The sequence below is a fragment of the Paraburkholderia phenoliruptrix genome (genome assembly GCF_047325075.1).
Classification (GTDB): Bacteria; Pseudomonadota; Gammaproteobacteria; order Burkholderiales; family Burkholderiaceae; genus Paraburkholderia; species Paraburkholderia phenoliruptrix.
Map to the genome: position 1 here is coordinate 77,387 of NZ_CP168530.1, position 20,525 is coordinate 97,911.

At 65.1% G+C, this 20,525-nt stretch carries 16 protein-coding genes and 1 riboswitch; of the genes, 9 read left to right on the forward strand and 7 right to left on the reverse strand.

Annotated elements, in window-relative coordinates; translation table 11 throughout:
- Nucleotides 1-3 precede the first annotated feature (3 nt).
- Genes ACEN8U_RS00365 through ACEN8U_RS00375 form a run of 3 tightly spaced genes read right to left on the reverse strand, consistent with a single transcriptional unit; the run spans nucleotide 4 to nucleotide 7,364 of the window.
- Complete coding sequence (locus ACEN8U_RS00365; RefSeq protein ID WP_310111821.1) at nucleotides 4-4,809, reverse strand: alpha-2-macroglobulin; 4,806 nt, start codon at nucleotides 4,807-4,809, stop codon at nucleotides 4-6.
- Nucleotides 4,806-5,558 (reverse strand): DUF1175 domain-containing protein, encoded by a 753-nt coding sequence (locus ACEN8U_RS00370; RefSeq protein ID WP_310111818.1) that lies wholly within the window; start codon nucleotides 5,556-5,558, stop codon nucleotides 4,806-4,808. The genes ACEN8U_RS00365 and ACEN8U_RS00370 overlap by 4 nt, the downstream gene beginning before the upstream one ends.
- A 27-nt stretch (nucleotides 5,559-5,585) precedes the next feature.
- Entirely contained in the window at nucleotides 5,586-7,364 is a 1,779-nt protein-coding gene (locus tag ACEN8U_RS00375) for a DUF2138 domain-containing protein (RefSeq protein WP_310111815.1), read from the reverse strand.
- A gap of 590 nt (nucleotides 7,365-7,954) precedes the next feature.
- Here ACEN8U_RS00375 and ACEN8U_RS00380 point away from each other — a divergent pair.
- Nucleotides 7,955-8,716 carry a 2OG-Fe(II) oxygenase gene (locus tag ACEN8U_RS00380; RefSeq protein WP_310111813.1) on the forward strand — a complete coding sequence of 254 codons (762 nt, stop codon included), beginning with the start codon at nucleotides 7,955-7,957 and terminating at the stop codon, nucleotides 8,714-8,716.
- On the opposite strand, the gene ACEN8U_RS00385 is transcribed toward ACEN8U_RS00380, so the two are convergent.
- Together ACEN8U_RS00385 and ACEN8U_RS00390 are read right to left on the reverse strand one after the other, a co-directional pair.
- Nucleotides 8,701-9,498, reverse strand: coding sequence for a CbtA family protein (locus tag ACEN8U_RS00385; RefSeq protein WP_310111810.1), 798 nt, complete (start codon nucleotides 9,496-9,498; stop codon nucleotides 8,701-8,703). The two genes, ACEN8U_RS00380 and ACEN8U_RS00385, sit on opposite strands and share 16 nt — an antisense overlap.
- 11 nt (nucleotides 9,499-9,509) lie before the next feature.
- On the reverse strand, nucleotides 9,510-9,731 hold the full coding sequence (locus tag ACEN8U_RS00390) for a CbtB domain-containing protein (RefSeq protein WP_310111806.1): 222 nt from the start codon (nucleotides 9,729-9,731) through the stop codon (nucleotides 9,510-9,512).
- A 50-nt stretch (nucleotides 9,732-9,781) separates the two neighbouring features.
- A riboswitch (adenosylcobalamin (AdoCbl) riboswitch) is annotated at nucleotides 9,782-9,870 on the reverse strand.
- Nucleotides 9,871-9,948: 78 nt separating this feature from the next.
- Here ACEN8U_RS00390 and ACEN8U_RS00395 point away from each other — a divergent pair.
- A complete protein-coding gene (locus tag ACEN8U_RS00395; protein ID WP_310111805.1) occupies nucleotides 9,949-10,551 on the forward strand; it encodes a histidine phosphatase family protein in 603 nt (200 codons plus the stop codon).
- 20 nt (nucleotides 10,552-10,571) lie between these two features.
- Here ACEN8U_RS00395 and ACEN8U_RS00400 read toward each other — a convergent pair whose 3' ends face one another.
- Nucleotides 10,572-11,012, reverse strand: coding sequence for a hypothetical protein (locus tag ACEN8U_RS00400; RefSeq protein WP_310111804.1), 441 nt, complete (start codon nucleotides 11,010-11,012; stop codon nucleotides 10,572-10,574).
- Between the two features lie 165 nt (nucleotides 11,013-11,177).
- Here ACEN8U_RS00400 and ACEN8U_RS00405 point away from each other — a divergent pair, with 165 nt between their 5' ends.
- The 7 genes from ACEN8U_RS00405 to ACEN8U_RS00435 all read left to right on the forward strand — a co-directional run bounded on the left by ACEN8U_RS00405 (nucleotide 11,178) and on the right by ACEN8U_RS00435 (nucleotide 19,836).
- A complete protein-coding gene (locus ACEN8U_RS00405; protein WP_310111802.1) occupies nucleotides 11,178-12,689 on the forward strand; it encodes an ATPase domain-containing protein in 1,512 nt (503 codons plus the stop codon).
- 4 nt (nucleotides 12,690-12,693) lie between these two features.
- Entirely contained in the window at nucleotides 12,694-14,352 is a 1,659-nt protein-coding gene (locus tag ACEN8U_RS00410) for an ATP-binding protein (RefSeq protein WP_310111800.1), read from the forward strand.
- 82 nt (nucleotides 14,353-14,434) lie between these two features.
- A complete protein-coding gene (locus ACEN8U_RS00415; protein ID WP_310111797.1) occupies nucleotides 14,435-14,989 on the forward strand; it encodes a MarR family winged helix-turn-helix transcriptional regulator in 555 nt (184 codons plus the stop codon).
- Nucleotides 14,986-17,088, forward strand: a complete 2,103-nt coding sequence (locus ACEN8U_RS00420; RefSeq protein ID WP_310111795.1) for an FUSC family protein — start codon at nucleotides 14,986-14,988, stop codon at nucleotides 17,086-17,088. The genes ACEN8U_RS00415 and ACEN8U_RS00420 overlap by 4 nt, the downstream gene beginning before the upstream one ends.
- A 33-nt stretch (nucleotides 17,089-17,121) precedes the next feature.
- Complete coding sequence (locus ACEN8U_RS00425) at nucleotides 17,122-17,331, forward strand: DUF1656 domain-containing protein (protein ID WP_310111793.1); 210 nt, start codon at nucleotides 17,122-17,124, stop codon at nucleotides 17,329-17,331.
- Nucleotides 17,332-17,338: 7 nt separating this feature from the next.
- A complete protein-coding gene (locus tag ACEN8U_RS00430; protein ID WP_310111791.1) occupies nucleotides 17,339-18,304 on the forward strand; it encodes an efflux RND transporter periplasmic adaptor subunit in 966 nt (321 codons plus the stop codon).
- Nucleotides 18,301-19,836 carry an efflux transporter outer membrane subunit gene (locus ACEN8U_RS00435; RefSeq protein WP_310111789.1) on the forward strand — a complete coding sequence of 512 codons (1,536 nt, stop codon included), beginning with the start codon at nucleotides 18,301-18,303 and terminating at the stop codon, nucleotides 19,834-19,836. The genes ACEN8U_RS00430 and ACEN8U_RS00435 overlap by 4 nt, the downstream gene beginning before the upstream one ends.
- Before the next feature lie 224 nt (nucleotides 19,837-20,060).
- Here the strand turns inward: ACEN8U_RS00435 and ACEN8U_RS00440 are convergent, their stop codons facing one another.
- Nucleotides 20,061-20,519, reverse strand: a complete 459-nt coding sequence (locus tag ACEN8U_RS00440; RefSeq protein WP_310111787.1) for a (2Fe-2S)-binding protein — start codon at nucleotides 20,517-20,519, stop codon at nucleotides 20,061-20,063.
- Nucleotides 20,520-20,525 lie beyond the last annotated feature (6 nt).

The window sequence follows — 20,525 nt, forward strand, 5'->3', positions numbered from 1 at the left end:
CGCTTACTGGATGCGCAGCGTCGTCGCGCGATCGCTCTTGCCGCCTTCGAACGCCTTCGCGTCCGGCTGATACATGCGGAAATAGCGCGCGGGCGGCAACGCGAAGGTGCCCGGCAACGCGAAGCGCACCAGTTGCCGCAGCGCAACCGGCCGGTCGAGCAAGGGCACCGGCTGGTGATACGACAGCTCGCCCATTTCATACGACGCCGCGCGCGCGAACGGTTGCGGCCCGCTCTCGCCCTCCTTCTCGCCCGGCAAGCCCTCGATCGACACGCCCCAGCTCGTCGCCTCGATGCTGCCGCCGGGCGGCAGCGGCACATCGAGCAAGCCGTAGTGATACGCGTTGCCCGAGCGCGGCGTAAGCGTGACTTCGTCGACGTACAGCGCATTACTGTCGATGGCATCGCCCGATTTCACGAGGCGCGCCGTGAAGGCCGCGCGTCCCAGGCTGCTTTCGCCGGCGCCCGACTTCTTCGGGTCGGCCTTCACTTCCAGCGGATCGAGCTTGTAGAAGCGGCGCGCGACGGTGATATTCAGTCGGCTGTCCTCGCTCGCGTGGCTGCGGAACGACACGACGGCGCTGACGTCCGAACGCGCGGCGCCTAGGTCGAGCGTGGCCGGCAGTCCGGCGCCGGTCCACTTCCACGCGGGCGTGCCGGTCGGTGTCGCCGCACGTGTCCAGCCCGCGCCTTGCAGCGACGGCAAGGGCGCAGCCGCCGCGTCGCCGCCGAGCGCCTTGCGCAACCACAACAGCGAAAGTGCGCGGTCGAGCGTCGGGTAATCGGCGCTGCTCTTCGCGAGCAGGGCCGATGCATCGACGCCCGCGCCGTCGCCGGACATGGCAAGCAGGCTTTGGACGAGCGGCGCCGGGTCGTTGGCCAGCGCGACGCGCGCCGCGCCTGCCGCGGCGTCGAAACCGTCGGGCACCTGCGCGCCCGTGCCACGGGCCATGCCCGCGACGAGCAGCGTCGCCATCTGCTTGCCGCGCGGCGAATCGGACTGCGCGAACACGATACTGTCCGATGCGGCGTACGTGACATTGCTTGCATTGCGACCCTGCGCATTCGCCGTGGCAGCCGCGTCGCTCATGAGGTCCGCGGCGACGCCCGAGACCGGCGTCGCGACCGGCAAGCCCATCTGCTGCATGAACCATAGCGCGAGCGCGCGGTGCAACAGCGGCTCTTTGGCGCCGGCGTCGCGGTAGACCTCCATCGCGTGCTGCCAGTTGGCGGCGGGCAAGGTGATGCCGAGACTGCGGCTCGCGAGCCAGTCGGCGTAGTACGCGTAGGCCGTGATGAGCGCGCTGCCACCCGTGGTATCGCCCCACCAGCCGAAAGTGCCGCCGACGCCCGCCAGCATCGCAAGCCGCTGACGCTGGTTGCGCAGCAGCGCTTCGATGCCTTGCGTCGCACTGCTGTTGTCGCCGCGGCCGATCGCATCATGCGCGAGCGCAAGCGGGATCAACCGGCTCGACGTCTGCTCGGCGCAGCCATACGGATAGTTGATCAGATCGTCGGCCACACGCATGAACTGGCTCGCCGCGTTGCCGACAAAACGCACGCTCACGTCCTGCGCGTCTTGCGGCAGATTGAGCGGCTTGCCGGCGCTATCGAGCGCGACCGTGTTCTGATGCAGATCGAGCCAGCCGCTCGCGTCGAGCCGGATCGTGGTCTGCAAGCGGTCCACCTCCTTGTCGCCCTTGCGCAGGCTCGCGTTGATCACGCCCGCCTTCAACGCGCCGCTCGGCAGACGCAGATAGTTCGCGCCACGCCTGAGCGTCACCTTCTGGTTGAGCGACAAACCGCCGCCTTCGACCACCCACTGCGCGTCCATGTCCGCGTCGGTCTGATTGAAGGCGATCATGTCGATGGCCGGCTGATCGTTGACGCGGAAATGCGACGGCCCGCTCCACTTCAGATACAGCGCCTTGTCCGAGCGCACGTAGGCCGTGCGCTGGCCGACCATGCCGTCGGGCCCGGCCGCGCGCACGGTGATGCGCCAGCGCGCGAGCGAGTCGGGCATCCGGAAGCTCATGGTCGCATGGCCGTTCGCGTCGGTTTTCAGATTGCCTTCCCACGCGGCCGTATCCTGATCGTCGCGGCGCGGACGCTCGAGCACCTTCACGCCGCGCTCGTTGTAGTTCGCGCGCTGCGGACCGCCGGGCGCGCCTTTGAGCGGCGAGCGCGCCAGATCGTAAGTAATGAACGACAGGCTCGACGACGTACGCACGTTGTTGCGTCGCGGGTGATAGAAGAAGTCGACGATGTTCGGCGCAATCTCCGGCTGCAGCACATAGACCATTTCGTCGACCACGCTCACCGTCAGGTTCGCCGCCTCCGGCTTGCCGTTCAGCGAGCTGTCGAAGCTCAGCGTGACCGTGTCGCCGGGACCGTACACCGGCTTGTCGCTCTTTACGTTGAGCTCGATCTGCGGCTGCGCGACCACGATGCCCGCGTTCTGGAACGCGTATTCGCCGCCATGCACGTACAGCACCGAGAACGTCATGTTGGGCGCGAAGTCCTCGCCGACCTTGACGCGTGCTTTCCATTGCGACGGCGTGACGCGCTGCAATTGCAGCCAGTCGCCGCCTGCGCTCAGCAGCGCGCGCCGTTCCACGTTGTCGCGTTCGAGCGTCAGCAACGCGTCGTCGACGGGCAACGGGAACGTGATGAGCGCCTCGGCCGTGTCGCCGACCCGGTACTTCTCGCGGTCGAATACGATTTCGACGCTGCCGGGCACCGCCTTCAGGCCGTCGCCCGCCACCCAATGGCTGACGGCCGCGAGCAGATTGCCCGAGTCGTCCTTGACCGACAGCATGTAGGAGCCCGGCTCATCGAACTGAACCGGAAACGACAGCTTGCCGCCCGTGCCCTTGCCCGACGCGTTCTTCAACGAGCCTTCGGCGTGGGTCTGCGATTCGAGGCGCGTCCACTCCCACTTGGCCGGCGCGTGGGCCGACGGATCCAGCGCGGCCAGCGCCTGCAGATCGAAGTTCACCGGCTCTTTGGGCTGCGAGAACGACCTGGCGGTGCTCAGGCGATACGGCGTCGCGCCGCGCGCAATCAGCACTTCGCGCGTGACGCGCACCTTGTACGCGGCGCCGTCCTGCGCGAACAGCGTCAGCGCGTAACGGCTCGGCTCGGTCGCGGCCGGCAGCGTGAGGCTCGCATTGCCGTCGCTGTCGGTCTTCAGTTCCTGTTGCTCCAGCTTGACCGGGAAGAGCCCCGCATAGCGCAATTCGCCGTCGACAATCGTCACTTTCTGCGCGCGCAGCGTGACGGAAACCTTGCTGTCGCGCACCGGCTTGCCGTCCGGATAACGCAGCTGGATCTTGCCCTTCAGCGGCTCGCCGGTGGCGTAGTCGGCTTTGTCCATCGACAGGTTCACGTCGAAATGCGGCTTCACGTATTCGGCGACGCGAAACGCGCTGCCGTATACGTCGCCGTTGTAGTCGAAGCGCAACGTGTAGCCGCCGGCGGTCGCGTCGGCGGGCAGCGAAAACGACGTGTCGCCGCCGGTGTCCGAAGCGAAATGCGTCTTCGTAGTTGCGACCGGCGAACCGTTCGGATCGAGCACTTCCAGTTTGATGTCGGCTTCAGCCGGCGCCGACGATTGCGTCGCGTTCTGGAACGTGCGCCCGATGAACTTCACATGCACCGCATCGCCCGGGCGATACATCGGCCGGTCCGTCACCGCGTAGATCTTGGTGTTGTAGATCTCGCTGTCGTAATAGAAATTCTCGGAGACGAACACGCCGCCCGCCGGATCGACGCCAAGCACATAGCTGCGCTCCGGGCTCACGTGCTGCAGCACGAGCGCGCCGTCGCTGCCCGTGGTGCCGCTTTGCAGAACACCCACGCCGTCGGTCCAGTTGACCTCCGTGCTGGCCACCGGCTTGCCGTTGTCGCGCCGTGTGGTCCACACCAGCATGCCGCTCGATGCCGCTTTCACGACCGCCACCGTGTCCGACACGAAGAGCAGCGTATGCGCGCGATAGTTGCCGATCACCGCCTCGACGATATACAGCCCCGGCGGCAGCTTGCCGACCGGAATCATCACGTTCCCGGCGCTCGCCTCGATAAAGTTACTGCTGCTGCCCGCGAGGTTCACGCCTTTGGGTGGTTCGATCACCTTCGCGTCCCAGATCGGATAGCGAAAGCGCGCGACCACGTCATAGCCCTTGAGCGGCGCAAACTGCGAGTTCTGCTCGAACTGCGTCTGTTTGCCGGTCTCTTCGCCGAGTTTGAATTGCGGCGCGGCTGCCGTCGCCTTGCTGCGAGTCGCGAACGAAAGCACGCGCTGCCAGGCGCGGCGCGCCTCGGTGAACCAGCGGTCCCACAGGTAAGCCAGCGTGTTCGCGAGCCCTTCGCCCTGATAGTTCGGGGCGACGTTCAGCCGATGCAGGTTCTTCTGCGCCTTCAGAAATTCGAGCGGCCTCGGCACGCGATACACGACGATGTCCGCGCCGCCATACGGCTGCAACGCATCCTTGAAGTCACGGCCGGGCGCCTCCAGCCGGACCTGCGCGAGCTGATTGCTGCCGAAGCTCGCGTCCGAGAGCAGGAAGAACGGTTGGCCGTCCACTTTCTGCCCGCTGTAGTTGCTCGACGGCGCCGGATTCAAGGTGGGATTCGCGGCGATGCTGGCCTCCGCGGCTGCCGCGCTCGCGGCGTCGTCGTCGGCATGCGCCGGATTGCTGGCGGCAACGAGGACGACGGCCGCAAGCAGCGGCGCCACGGCGAAAGCCGCGCGGCGCCGCGCCGCGCCCAACCAGTTGCCCATTGCGACGACGGAAATCATTCGGGTCATGGTGTCAAAAAGTCCAAACGAAATACGCCGACGAAGTTCGGATTGCCGTCGAGCGGCTGCCAGCGGGAATCTTTCCATTGCATCAGGTCTGAAACGGCAACCGCGCGCAGACCGGTATCGGTCGGCGTGACGGTGCCTGTGTGATAAGCGATGTAGCGCTCGAGCCAGATCATCAGATGCTGGTCGTCGCCCTGGTCGAAGAACAGCAAATCGCCAGGCAGCGCCTGGTTCACGTCCTTCGAAACGAAGCGGCTGTTGCGTTGAATCAGCGCGATGGCCGACGCATAGGCGCCAGTGGAACCGTCGAGCTGCGTCCAGCGATTCGCGATCGTGCGCTGCGCCGCGGACAGCTGCAGTTCGGGCGGTAAGCTGCTCGTGTCGGCGAGACCGGTCATACCGTTGGCGCGCAGCCATTTGCTGTCGTGCGGACGCAATGTCTCGCCGACGGCAAAGCGCACGAGTCCCGCGCAGTCGCGCTGCGTCCAGCGCGGCGTCGGGCCGCGGCGCATCTGCTGATCGACGATGCGCGCGAACCAGGCACGAAACGCGGCGGATTGCTGCGCGCTGAGCGCGTCCGGGTCGGGCGATGTGGCGGCGAGGCTCAGCGCATGGGCAGCGGGCGCGACGGCTGCCAGCGCGGCCAACGCAGATAGAGCGGCCATTCGCGAGAGGCAGACACGGCGCGACGCACGGCTCGGGACCGCTGCGCCAGGTTCACTGCGCGCGTGCGCCTCGCAAGGCGAGCGCATGGCGCCTGCTGCACGAAGGCGGCGCACTTAATCGCCCTCGGTGCCGGGTTGATCCGCGGGTGCGTCTGCAGCGGCGTTCTCCGAGCCGGCATCGCTCTTCGCGCGGTCGAACCACCACTGAACCGGCACCCAGCCGGCCGAGCCAGGCAAGGTCTGCGGCAACGTCAACGAAAGCGGCGGATAGTGCGCGAGCGCGCGCAGCTTCGGCGTCAGATGAGTGCGCGCCGCGTTGCGGAACACCGCCTCCTGATCCGCCGGCAACGCGGCGCCTGCTTCCCGTTCGATCAGCGCGGCAGCCGACGCAGGCGAGAGCGTGAGGATCGTGCGCGGCAAACGCTCCGGCGCGAGCGTATCGGCGAGCGCCGGATAACGCTTGTCGAGCACGGCGAGCGTGTCGTCGACGAGACGCGCGTCGGGCGAGAAGATCACGTAGCCGTGGGCGAGCGCGAGCGTCACCGGGAAATAGCGTTCCGCCGACAACTGCGACGCAAACGACGCCTTGCTGCTCGCTGCCGTGCCCGAACGCGCGCTGACCGGCCGCTGCCACACGGTGACGCCCGCGCCCTGCTCGCGCGTGGTAACAGGCAGGCGCCGATAGCCCGCCTCGTTGCCGTCCGCCTTCGCGGCCTTGGCTTCATAGGCGCCGACCACTTCGCCGAACGTTTTGCCGAGCGCGGTCTTGAGCGCCGCGATAGCCGCAGCGTCCTGCGCCTTCACACGGGCGATGAACACCGGCGCCACCAGCGTGGACTTCGCGTACCAGCACACCGCGGCCGGGCCCGCCAGGCCGTCGCCGATGGCGCCGGCTGCATCGCCGCCCTCCGCGACCTTGCCCAACAGCGCCGACGCCTCTTTCCAGTCCGCCGGCAAGCTCGTGCACGCCGCGGCGTTGGCCGGCAGCGCGCGCCATAAGTCCGCGCCGTTCCATTGCTGCGGCAGCTTGCCAGGCTCGATGAGCGCCGAGGTCCGCCAGGCGGCCGCAGCGTTGCCGTTCGGCGAAAAATCGAAACGCAAGGCGTCGATGCCCGAAAAGAACGCCTGATAACCGAACGACAGGTAATTCGCCGACACCACGAGGCGATGGCCCTTCGGCGCGTCTGTGGCGTCGAGGCCATAGGCGCGCGCCGCATCGTCATGACCCGACGCCAGCATGTCGGACACGGCATCGGCGCGTTCGCCCAGCAGGCCGCCTTTTTCGTCGAGCAGCACGCCGGGCGCCGACAGGACGACGAGGCGATCGTCTTTTGTCGCGAACAGCAGCGTGCGGCCCACGGCGAGTTTCAATGCATAAACCGGCACGTCGCCCGAAAGCTTGGCGACCTGGCTCAACTGCGTGTCGCTGGCGGCGACGTTGCCGATGCCTTGCAGCAGTTTGGCGAGACCGTTGCGGCGTACCGAGAGCACCCAGTAACCGAGGCGGCCGTCCGGCGAGCGCCACAGCAGCACATGCGCGGGCTCGTCGAACACCCGGCGAACCAGTTCGTCGCGCCAGTCGAGCTGATGTTCGAATGCAAGCCGCCGCAGCGCGCCTTCCGCGGAAAGCCGCGTATTCGCCGATTCGTAATAGTCGACGAAGTCCTGGGTGAGCACGTCGTGAAGCAGCGGCACGCGCAGCATGTCGCGCGGCAGGCGCGAGAGCGCCTCGCTGTCGATGACGGCGTCCGGATGATGAATGTCGAGAACGACCTCGCCGGTATTGGCTGCCTTGCGATGCGCGAATGGACGCCAGACCGCCTGAATGAGGACGGCGGCCACGATCAGCAGCCCGGCCACGAGGATTGCAATCTTTTTACGCGACATCTTCATCTGATTTTTTCTGGTTCGATGCGACGATATTAACGTTGATGCCGGCCGGATTAAGCTGCCGTGACCGATCGCTGAAGGCAGCGATGATAACCGATATTTTTAACCGCAAACCAGTCCGAATTGAATTTAACGAATCGGCGACGTTTTCCCGATGCAGTGTAGGAATCTCACGCTTGATTAATACAGCGGAACGTGTTCCTCGACTCTTCTGAGCTCACGCGAATTAAACAACAAGCGGCTAGGCGTCAAGCTGGCGCGCGTGTGCGCGCATGATTCCATGGAACGCGGCAATTCATTATGCACATAAAAAGGTGCAGTCCGACAGACTCGCAGCTTAATGCGGATATGTTCCTACGCGATGGGCGGCAATATCCCCTGAATTACGCACGCAGGCCTATCGACACCGCGCCTTTTCATCACGCGAGGTGTTTATTTCAGCCATATGATTTCCGCGATTGCGTGCATCGTCGAATATTCGTCACGGCTCTTTTGCCCGGCGGCAGCGAATTGCAGAGCAAGAGTCGGAGTGCGCGCTCTGAAAGACGCGCTTACACTGAATCATCATTGAAAGATCATTGATGGAGTAACTCATGAACACGGTGGCGAACGAACCTCGCACGCGGCCGCAGCACCGCGCCGCCGCTCACGCGCTGACGGCGCGCATAGCACAGATCGACTGGTTCAACGTCGAGGAAGAACTGAACGGCTATGGCTGCGCGATGTTGCGCGGGCTGCTCGGCGCAGACGAATGCGACGCGCTTGCCGCGCTGTACCCGTGCGACGAGCTTTATCGCAGCCGTGTGGTGATGGCGCGTCACGCCTTCGGCCGCGGCGAATACAAGTATTTCGCGTATCCGCTGCCTGCGTTGATTACGGACTTGCGCCGCGAGCTTTATCCGCATCTGGTGCCGGTGGCGAACCGCTGGAATGAGGCGATGGGAATCGACGTGCGTTATCCGGCGGCACACGCGGCGTTTATCGAACGCTGCCATGCCGCCGGCCAGACGCGCCCGACACCGCTCATCCTCCAATACGCAACCGACGACTACAACTGCCTGCATCAGGATCTTTACGGCGAGCACGTGTTCCCGCTGCAGGTTGCGATCCTGCTCTCGGAGCCCGGCGAGGATTTCACAGGCGGCGAATTCGTCATGACCGAGCAGCGTCCGCGCATGCAGTCACGTACCGAGGTCGTGCCCCTGCGCAAGGGCGACGCTGTGGTGTTCGCGGTTCATCATCGGCCGGTGCAGGGCACGCGCGGCGCGTATCGCGTGAATTTGCGACACGGAGTGAGCCGGTTGCGCTCAGGGCGGCGGCATACGTTGGGGATTATTTTTCATGATGCGAGTTGACGGCTTTGCGCCAACCCGCCGCGTTCCACAATCGCCCCGAACAACAGCCCGATCGTCGTCCACACGATGGCCTGCATGCCGAGCGCGGCCACGCGGAATTTCCACAGCAGCGCGGCAGGAAAACCGGCCGGCACTTCGTCGATAACCGGCATCGACGTCTGCACGGCAGCAATAATGGCGACAAACACGAGTCCACCGACGATCGAACCGTTCCATGCGCCGAATTTCAGCGCCGCCCGCCGCCGAACCTGCAGCGAAAACACCAGCGCGGCCAGCGAGATGGCGATCATCAGAAAGAACAAGCCCGTGCGCATTCCGATGGTCCCCGGCTCGCCGACGGCAGGCGGGTTCGCCGGGTACTTGATGTTCGGCACGATCACCAGCGCGACGAAAGCGCCGAGCGCGAGCCACGCCGACAACGCGCGCGCGCTCATCGCGCCGACTCGCCCATACGCGTAGGCAAACACCAACGAGAACAATCCGCCGAACGCCGCGCCGTAGACGACCACGCCGGTCAGCAGTCCCCAGCCGGCTTGCGTCTCGCGGCTGACAAGCTCCCCATGCGCATGCTCGGGCGCGCTGGCGTGCTCATCCACGGGCTGCTCCGCAGCCTCATTCGCGTGTTCATGCTCGTGCGCGGCGCCGCCCGAGGCGCCCGCATTTTCCTCGATAGCAATGGCCTGATTGACCTGCGGCTCACCTGCCACTCTCGCGAATGCGAACGTGAGCAGCCCCGCGGCGATGCCTGCGAGCATGCCGCGCAACAACAACTTACCGACCATGTTCTGCTCCGTTAGTGGCAGGGAAAGCCGAGCAGATGGCGGCCGTCGTGCACGAACTCATGCACGTACATGCCGGGGAAGATCGAGGTAGCGCCCTGTTCCGCGCCGACGAAATACAGCGCGAGCAACAGCAGCAATCCGCCGAACACGGCCCAAGGCAACAGTTCGCGCAACGGAATCGGCGTGGGCTGAATAGCGGGCTGGCCGGCGGGATCGAAAACAGCTTCGGTCATGATGAACATCTCCTGGGGTAACGCGCCCCGTAGTCGATTGCAAAGGAATGCTGCGAAGCTCAGGTCTGGCTTTCGGCTTGCGATGCCGATTACAGTGGCGCGACCGCGCCGGGCTCTCACCGGCTTCCGCGCCTCGCAGTGCGGCTATTCTACGCGCTAAACTTCGACGCCACGCTATCGCGGCGCCTGCGCGAGCACTTTTTCACGGATCCGAAGCATGAACCTACGGCTGTTGCTGATCAGCCATGCGCCGACCGCGGCAATGCGCACGGGCCGCTTTCCCGCCGACGATCCGCTCGACGCCCGCGGCCTCGCGGCAGCGACCACCGCGCGCACGAGCCTGAACCTCCGCCTGAAATTTGCCGACGACGCAACTACCTTCGTCAGCCCCGCGCTTTGCGCACGAGAAACATCGACGGCACTCGGCCTGACCGCGCAGACCGACGCAGCACTCGCAGATATCGACTATGGCAACTGGCGCGGCCAACGCCTGAACGAGCTCGCCGCACAAACGCCCGACGCGCTCGCGGCCTGGACGCGCGATCCCGATGCCGCGCCTCACGGCGGCGAGTCGTTCAGTCAGGTGGTGACGCGGATCGGCAGGTGGCTCGACGCCCTCGCAGCGACGCCAGACAACGCGTCGGCCGATGAGCGCCATGTCGTCGCCCTCACGCACGCGCCGGTGATTCGCGCGGCTATCGTGCATGTGCTCGGCGCGTCACCGGCCATCTTCTCCCGCATCGAAATCGCGCCGCTCGCGGTCGTCGAGCTCCAGCACTCGCGGCAGCGCGGCTGGAGCTGGTGGGCCGCATCGTCGTAAGGCGGGTTGCAAGTGCAACGCTACTTGCCCGATACCGACAGCCGCAGCTTGCCCGAACCGGCAGGCGTCAAGGTGATTTCCGTGCGCTTGCCCGGCGCGCCGAGATAAAAGTGCTGACGTCCCGGCGAATTCTGATCGTGCGTCGCGTCCGGCAGGCATGAGGCAATGTCTGCGGCGACGGCCTGCAAGGCATCCGCCGTAGAGCCCGCATCGCGATGCGGCGTCCACATGCACTGGTAGCTGCCCCGCGCGGCGGAGCACTGCGCGTCGTCGCCATAGGGTTCGGCGACGCCTTTCCCGTCGTCCGCGGTGAGCGAGGCGAGCCCGCCGGGCGCGGCCGCGACAATTCGTTTCAGCGATGCACAGGGGCTCGGCGAATCATCGGCATGGGCGGCGCAGGGCACGAGGCCGCCGAGCGACGCGACGGCGAGGGTGGTAACGAATAGCGGCTTGAGCTTCATATCGGCGGGCGCTTTGAAAGGTAACAGATGCTCATGGCAAGAGCACGCTTCGTGCCCTTGCCGGCGGCGCCAGCCCGTGCCGTCCGCCGATAGGCATGCAACTTGCATTCTCGCGATACCGGCTGACTGACCTTCAGTCCATTACCTGATGCCACAACCACCGCTATGTCAAAAGCCAATCACACGACTGACCGCCTTCGCTCGGGAATCGACGGAATCGATGACATCCTGGGAGGCGGTTTTACGCCGCACCGCATGTATCTCGTGGAAGGCGCGCCTGGCACGGGTAAAACTACCCTGGCCTTGCAATTTTTACTCAAAGGCATCGAGGAACGCCAAACCGGTCTATACATTACGCTCTCGGAGACGCGCTCGGAGTTGATCTCGGTCGCCGAGAGCCACGGCTGGGACCTGAGCCAGTTCCACATTCTGGAACTGCTGTCCGACGAGGGCCTCGATCCGCAATTCGAGCAATCGGTGCTGCATCCCGCGGAGGTCGAACTCGGCGAAACCGTCCGTAATGTGATCAGGCAAGTGGATGAGATCAAACCCGCGCGCATCGTGCTCGACAGTCTGTCCGAGTTGCGCCTGCTGTCGCAGAACCCGCTGCGCTACCGGCGGCAGATTCTTGCGCTCAAGCGCTATTTCGCCACGCGCGAGTGCACCGTGCTGCTGCTCGACGACAACACCTCGGATCCGTCGGACATCCAGTTGCATAGCATCGCGCACGGCGTGATCACGCTCGACAATCTCGTGCACGACTACGGCGGCAACCGGCGCCGCGTGCGCATCGCCAAGATGCGCGGCATCAAGTTTCGCGAGGGCTATCACGACTTCTCGCTCGACACGGGCGGCATCCAGGTCTACCCGCGCCTTGTCGCGGCAGAGCATCACGCCGAATTCAGTACGGCGATGATGAGCACCGGCACGCCGGGCCTCGACGTGCTGCTCGGCGGCGGCCTGATTCCCGGCACCAACGCGCTGATCGTGGGTCCGTCGGGCGTCGGCAAAACCACCACGGTCGTCTCATGTCTGATTGCGGCCCTTCAACGAGGCGAGCGCTGCCTCTATTACGTATTCGACGAAACGCTCGTCACGCTGATCGCGCGGTGCGCGACGGTCGGCATGAACCTGCAGCCCTATGTGGATAACGGATTGCTCACGCTGCGCCAGATCGACCCCGCCGAAATCTCACCCGGCGAGTTCGCAAGCGACGTGCGCGTCTCGGTCGAACAAAGGGGCGTGCGATACGTCGCGATTGACAGCCTGAACGCCTACCTGCAAGCCATGCCCGGCGAACGCTACCTGCTGCTGCAGATGCATGAACTGCTCGGCTATCTCAACCAGCAAGGCATCATCACCATGCTCGTGCTCGGGCAGCACGGCATTATCGGCGAGGTTCAAAGCGATATCGACATCAGCTATCTCAGCGACGTCGTCATCCTGTTCCGTTACTTCGAGCATCACGGCGAAGTCCTGACTGCCGTGACTGCCGTGAAGAGTCGTGCGAATGCCCACGAGCGTTCCATCCGCCAGTTCAGGCTGACAGAGACCGGCGTCGAGGTGGGCGAAGCGCTGCGCGATTTCGAAGGCGTGCTCTCGGGGCTGCCCGCCTATCGCGGCAGCACCGCGCTGCTCGGCGCGACCGACCACGTCATCGACACATCGCGGCAGTAAGCTCATGGAGCAACGCGTTCTGATCCTCGCGCCGTTTGGCCGCGACGCCGATGTCATTGCCGAAGTCCTGAACAAGGACAACCGGGTATGCGTCGCCTGCCGCGATGCCGACGCGCTGACCGAAGCGCTCGACGCCGGCGCGGGCAGTGCGCTGATCGCCGAAGAAGCGCTCGCCGACAAACACGCGACGCGTCTTTTCGATTGGCTCGAAAACCAGCCGGCGTGGTCCGACTTTCCCTTCATTCTCCTCGCGGCGGCCGGCATCGGGCATCGCTCGGCGCGCGGCATCGAGGTGCTGGAGCGGCTCGGCAATGTCGTCGTTCTCGAACGACCGCTCAACTCGGAGACGCTGCGGCGCGCGGTCGCCTCGGGGCTGCGCGCGCGCGCCCGCCAATACGAATCGCGCCGCCATCTCGCCGAGCGCATCGAGGCGCAGGAAGCGTTAGTCCAGCTAAACGATTCGCTCGAAAGCAGGATCGCCGAGCGCACTCATGAGCTCGCCTCAGCCAACAACCGGCTGATGATGGAAATCCACGAGCGCGCAAAGGTGCAGGCCGTGCTCGTCCAGTCGCAGAAAATGGAAGCACTCGGGCAACTCACCGGCGGCATCGCGCACGACTTCAACAATCTGCTGAACGTCATCATGGTCAACTCCGAGTTGATTGCGCGCGTGAGCGGCGACGAGCGCATTCGCGGCATGGCGGCGACCGTCAAGCGCGCGACCGAACGCGGCGCGAAACTGACGGGCCAATTGCTCACCTTCTCGCGCAACAGCAATCTCGACCTGAAAGCCGTGGACGTCGTCGCCTTGCTGCAAGGCATGCGCGACATCATCACCGTGTCGCTCGGATCCGGCATCAGCTACAGCAATGAATTCGAAAGCGACGAGATGTGGACGCAGGCCGACGCGAACCAGTTGGAACTTGCCGTGCTGAATCTCGCGATCAACGCACGCGACGCCATGCCCGGCGGCGGCCAGTTGAGCGTGCGCGTGAAGGAGCGCCCTGCACCCGATCAAACCCTCGCCGAGGGCCGCTATGTCGTGATCGAGGTCGCCGACACCGGCTCGGGCATACCGCCCGACATCGTGACGCGCGTGTTCGATCCGTTCTTTACGACGAAGCCGATCGGCAAAGGAACCGGACTCGGCTTGAGCCAGGTCTACGGGATCGCGCGCCAGGCCGGCGGCACCGCACGGCTCGTCAGCGAAGAAGGTGTCGGCACCACGGTCGAACTGTGGCTGCCGCAGCGCGACCGCGTGGCCCCGCAAAATGCCGAGGTCTTCGATACCGAGGCGAACGCTGTCGGCGAAAAACGCGTGCTCGTGATCGAAGACGACAGCGAAGTGCGCGCCATGCTCGTGGAGTCGCTGAAAATGCTCGGTTACAACGTGACGGAAGCCGCCGACGGGCGCGCCGGCCTGAACCGTCTCGAAGACGACAACCCGGACCTGCTGATGGTCGACTTCGCGATGCCCGGCATGAACGGCATCGACGTCATCGCGGAGGCGCGCAAGATGCGCCGCGATCTGCCGGTGATTCTCGCAACCGGTTACGCCGACGTCGACATTTCCGGTCTTGCGGTGGAACGCTGCACGGTATTGCGCAAACCGTTTCAGCTCGACGACCTCGCACGAACCATCCGGCTCGGACTGGTTGCCTGAAATACTTGCTTCATCCGGCGCCGCCAAAAAATTTCCAATTCGATAGTTTGCTAACGATTGTTTTGGAAATACAATACCGGCCATGACGAATCTCGACGCCTTACGCCGCAAAGTCAGCAGCACGCTCGTGATTGCTGCCCGCAAGTGGCGGCGCACGAGTCATGGCGTGCTGTCCGCATTCAACGTGTCGGAGGCCTGCGCCACGCCGCTGCTGACGGCGAGCCGGCTTGGCGAAGCGGTCCGTCAGGTCACGCTGGCCGATTACATCGGCATTGAAGGGCCCTCGCTTGTGCGTCTGCTCGACCAGTTGTGCGCCGCGGGCCTCATGCGCCGCGACGAAGACCCCGCGGACCGGCGCGCCAAAACCGTGGTGCTGACCAAAGAAGGCCGAGCCGTGACGCAGAAAATGGAAGAAGAGCTCGTCACACTGCGTGCACAGGCGCTCAAAGGCATTTCACGCAGCGACCTCGAAGCCACCTTGCGCGTGCTGTCCGCTTTCACCGCTGATTCTGCCCAAGAGCCCCAACCCGTGAGTGCGGCGCGTGACGCGAAGCAGAGCCCCTCCACCAGGTCAGCAAAAGCACAACGCGCGAAGCCGCGTCGCGCCACGCCTGAGGACCGGCGTAACGCGCCATGATCTACCCCTCCGCTCGCGACTGGCTCTTTTCGGTCAAGACTTTTGCCGCCGCGATGATCGCGCTGTACATCGGTCTCGCGCTGGAATTGCCGCGCCCCTACTGGGCGATGGCCACGGTGTATATCGTGTCGAATCCATTCGTCGGCGCCACGCGCTCGAAGGCGATTTATCGTGCGCTCGGCACCGTGCTCGGCGCGTCGGCGGCCGTGCTGCTGGTGCCGCCCTTCGTCGAATCGCCCTACCTGTTCAGCGTGGTCCTCGCGCTGTGGGTCGGCACGCTGCTTTTTCTCGCCATGTCCGACCGCACCGCGCGCAGCTACGTGTTCCTGCTCGCAAGCTATACGATGCCGATCATCGCGCTGCCCGCCGTGACGAACCCCACGGGTGTGTTCGATCTTGCCGTGAGCCGCACGGAGGAGATCACGCTCGGCATTGTCTGCGCGAGCATCGTGGGCAGTGTGCTGTTTCCGAGCCGGCTCGCGCCGACCATCATCGAACGGACCGATGCGTGGTTTCGCGACGCCGCCTTTTACTCGACGGAAACGCTGTCGGGGCGCATTGCGGGCGCGGCGATTTCCGGTGCGCGGCAGCGGCTCGCGGCCACCATCAACGGTCTCGAGTTGCTGCTGAGCCAGCTCGCGTACGATCACACGCGCCCCGACCTGCTCACGCGCGCGCACGAACTTCGCGGACGCATGCAACTGCTGCTGCCGCTCATGTCGGCGCTGGCCGATCCGCTCATCGCGCTTTATAACAGCGGCAGCCACATGTGGCCCGAAGGGCTCGAAGCACTGCTCGCGGATATCGTCAAATGGTTCAATGCGCCGCTGCCGGCCGCGAGCGCGGGCTATCATCCCGACCCCGCCGCGAACGCGCTGCGCGAGCGTGTTGCCGCGATGCAGCCGCCGCCCGCCGCGCTCACCACGTGGGAGGGCGCGCTGCTGTCCAGCGCGCTGTGGCGCATGAAGCAGGTGATCGACGTATGGCAGGACTGCCGCTCGCTGCGCATCATCATCACGCGTGAAGAAGGCTTCTGGCGGCCGCGTTTTCGTCATTGGCGGCTTGGCGGCACAGAACGTTTCTACGATCGCGGCATGATGCTGTTTTCCACCGGTTCCACCGCAGCAGCCGTGATTCTCGCGTGCAGTTTGTGGATCGGCTCGGGCTGGGCGGATGGCGCCAGCGCCGTGACGTTGGCGGCCGTGGCGTGCTGCTTCTTCGCCGCACTCGACGAACCCGCGCCGATGGTGTTCCGCTTCTTCGTTGCAACCGCTATCAGCGTGGTCGCGGCAGGCGTGTATCTGTTCGCCGTCCTGCCGCACGTGCACGACTTCCCGATGTTGGTGATTCTGTTCGCCGCGCCATTCATTCTGGTCGGCACGCTGATTCCGCGCCCGCAGTTCAATATGGTGACGGTGCTCGTCGCGGTGAACACCGCGACATTCATCAGCATTCAGGACGCTTACGACGCGAACTTCCTGACCTTCCTGAACAGCAATCTCGCGGGTCTCGCCGGGCTGCTCTACGCTTATGTGTGGACTCGCGTGACACGCCCGTTCGGCGCAGAGCTGGCAGCCGCTCGTCTGCTGCGCTCAAGCTGGAGCGACGTCGCCTTGACCGCCTCCACGCGACCCATCGAAGACCCACGCAATCACGCGGCGCGCATGCTCGACCGGCTGATGCAGCTGATTCCGCGGCTCGGCGCGACCGACGACCATCGGCATCCTTCTATCGAAAGCTTTCGCGATCTGCGTATCGCGTTCAACTCCATCGACCTGCGCCGGCTCACGCGCAAGCTGGGCGGCGAAGCGCCGGCCGCGATCGAGCAGGTGCTCGACGACGTACGCGCCTATTACGAAAGCTGCGTGAACCGTCGCACGCGCGAGCCGGTGCCGAGGAGCCTCATGTCGTCGATCGATTCAGCCGTCGCGCGCGTCACCGCACAAGGGCTCGCGAATGCCGACGCGCCGAGCGCGACCTCGCAGACTTCGGCACGCCACTTGCGCGACGCGCTGCATGCGTTGATCGGCTTGCGTCTGTCGCTCTTTCCCGCCACGCTGCAAGCAGTCGCGCCGCCCGCACGCGAGGCGGGTGCCTGATGCGCCGCCCAACACCTTTGCCCTGTTCCCGCGATGATCGGTGAAATCGATATCTTCGGCGTATTCGTGCCGGCCGTGCTGGTGCTGATGCTGGTCGCCTATCTGATCAACCTCGCCATCCGCGCGGTGCTCGCGCGCGTCGGCTTTTATCGCTTCGTGTGGCATCGCTCCATCTTCGATCTCGGCATCTATGTACTGGTGCTGGGCCTTGTCGTCGTCGTTTTGCACAGACTCGTTTCGTGAAATCAACGTGAAAAAAACCTGGTTCTCCGTCGGTCAGATCCTGCTGACCCTGATCGTCGTCGTGATTGCGGCGCTCGTGCTGTGGAAGCTGGTCGGCTACTACATGTTCGCGCCATGGACGCGCGACGGGCATGTGCGCGCCGACGTGATTCAGGTCGCGCCCGATGTCTCGGGACTGATCTCGTCGGTTCAAGTCGTGGACAACCAGCAGGTGAAGCAAGGCCAGGTGCTGTTCGTCATCGATCAGGCGCGTTATGCGCTTGCACTGCGCCAGGCGCAGGCCACGGCGCAGCAACGCCGCGCCACGCTCGACCAGGCGCGCCGCGAAGACGCGCGCAATCGGAAGCTCGGCAACCTCGTCGCCGCCGAAGTCGCCGAAGAGAGCCGCTCGCGCGTCGATCAGGCGGAAGCGGCACTGGCCGACGCGAATGTTGCCGTCGACACCGCCAGGCTGAACCTGCAACGCTCGACGATCATGAGCCCCGTCGACGGTTATCTGAACGACCGTGCGCCGCGTGCCGGCGAATTCGTGGCGGCGGGACGCGCGGTGCTTTCCGTGGTGGACATGCATTCGTTTCGCGTCGACGGCTACTTCGAAGAGACGAAGCTCGGCGGCATCGAGATCGGCCAACCGGTGGACATCAGCGTCATGGGTGAGTCTCACGTGCTGCGTGGCCACGTGCAGAGCATCGTGGCAGGTATCGAGGACCGCGACCGCACGCAGGGCACCAATCTGCTGCCGAACGTGAATCCGGCCTTCAGCTGGGTGCGGCTCGCCCAGCGCATTCCGGTGCGCGTCGCGCTCGACGAAGTGCCCGCCGATTTCCGCCTCATCGCGGGGCGCACCGCGACCGTGTCGGTGCGCGAAGCCGGGAAGACGCGGGCCTCGCATGCGGCGGGCGCTTCCTATGCTTCGGGGGCGGCCGCGGCACAATCCGCGCCCGCTGCCATCGCTTCGGGCGCCTCGCAATGAAACTGTCGCGCCGCATGCCGTCCCTGCCGTTGCGCGCCGTGAGCGCGCGCGCACTCGCCCTGCTGCCGCTCGCCGCGCTGCTCAACGGCTGCATGAATGTCGGCCCGAATTATTCGTTGCCGAAAGAGGCACTCGTCAACACGCCGCTCGCCAATGCGCCCATCGAAGGCGCCGACACTGCGCTCACCACGCGCGCCAATGTGCCCGCCGTGTGGTGGAAGCTGTACGACGATCCGGTCCTGAACAGTCTCGTCGACGAAGCACTGCAATCCAATACCGACCTGCGCGTGGCCGCCGCGAATCTCGCGCGCTCGCGCGAGGCGCTCGGCGTCGCGCAGGCGCAAGGCGGGTTCTCCGGCAAGGCGTCGGCGGCTTTCCAGCGCGCGCAGGAATCGGGCGAACAATACTTGCTGACCGAGAAATTGCCGGTCGTGAACGAAGGCGACGTCGGCATCAGCGTCGCCTATGAGATCGATTTGTTCGGCAAGCTGCGGCGCGGCGTGGAAGCGGCCCAGGCCGACGCCGAAGCCGTGCAGGCCGCGGGCGATCTCGCGCGCATCACCGTGGTCGCCGATGTGGTGCGCGCGTACGTCGAACAATGTTCGGCAGCCGAGGAGCTGAAAATCGCGCAGCAATCGCTTGCATTGCAAAGGCAGCGCGTGGATGTATCGCGGCGCCTGCGTGACGCGGGCCGGGGCAATCAGACCGAAGTCACGCGCGGGCAAACGCAGGTCGATACCTTGGCCGCGGACATTCCGCGTTACACCGCGCGCCGCAAGATCGCGCAATACCGGCTCGCGGGGCTGCTCGCGCGCGCGCCGTCCGACTTGCCGCCCGCCGCTCTCGCCTGCGAAAAGCTGCCGCAGATCAGGCAGCCCATTCCCGTCGGCGACGGCGCCGCACTGCTCAAGCGCCGGCCCGACGTGCGCGAGGCCGAGCGTCAACTGGCGGCTTCCACGGCGCGCATCGGCGTGGCGACCGGCGCGCTGTATCCCACGGTGAGTATCGGCGCCTCGGCGGGTTTAACGGGCGTGCTCGAAGATCTCGGCACCTCGCCCACCGCGCGTTGGGGCTTCGGTCCGCTCATCAGTTGGACTTTTCCCGCGAACGGCGCGCGCGGCCGCGTGCGGGAAGCAGCGGCGTCGAGCCAGGTGGCGCTCGCCCGCTTCGACGGCGTCGTGTTGACCGCGTTGCGCGAAACCGAGACTAACCTCGCGACCTACGCGTCCGATTACGCTCGCGCCGAAGCGTTGCGCGCCGCGCTCAAATCGGCAGCGCAATCCGCTGACGAAACGCACCGGCTGTATCGCGCGGGCCGCGAGTCCTTTATCTCCGATCTGGACGCAACGCGCACGCTCACCTCGACGAAATCGCAGGTCGCGGCGGCCGAAGGCCAGGTGGCCATCGACCAGGTCAATCTGTTCCTCGCACTCGGCGGCGGCTGGGAACAGGATCGGCAAAGCGCGCCTGCGGCCGGCACGCCGACAGGAGCGAGCGCAACAGCACCGACGGCGACAAGCAAAGCTCCCTAACCTCATCGCGCGATTGCTTACGTTTTATTTTTGACAAACTTTCTTTTGCATTTCATTTGCGGTTAAATACGGGCCACTCACCACACGTTACGAGGCCAACGTATGTCGTCATTCATGAAAAGCGCAGCAGCATTGGGCGGATGCATCGGCATCTTCACGGCGGTGGTGGCCGTGCTCGAGTTGCTGGCGGGCTAGAAGGCGCTTGCCCTCGAAGCGCCGGTGCATCACGCAGGCCGGCGCTTCGCCGCTTGATGAATCGCGGCGCGCACACGCGGATACGTGCCGCAACGGCACACAATATGGCTCATGGCCGCGTCGATATCGGCGTCGGTCGGATGCGGCTTCTCCTTCAGCAGCGCACAAGCAGCCATCAGTTGCGCGCTTTGACAGTAGCCGCACTGCACCACGTCGAGATCGACCCACGCAGCTTTCAACGCTTGCGCTTCTGCGCCTTGCAGTCCTTCTATCGTCGTGATCTTCTGCGTATTCAAATTCGACATGGGTATCTGACACGACAGAAACGGCTTGTCGTTCAGATGCACCGTACACGCCCCGCAAATGCCGACGCCGCAGCCGAACTTCGTACCCGTCATGCCGAGTTCGCAACGCAGCACCCACAGTAGCGGCATATCGGGCTCCACTTGCACGGCCACCGCCTGTCCGTTGATGTTCAGCGATCCCATCTGCGC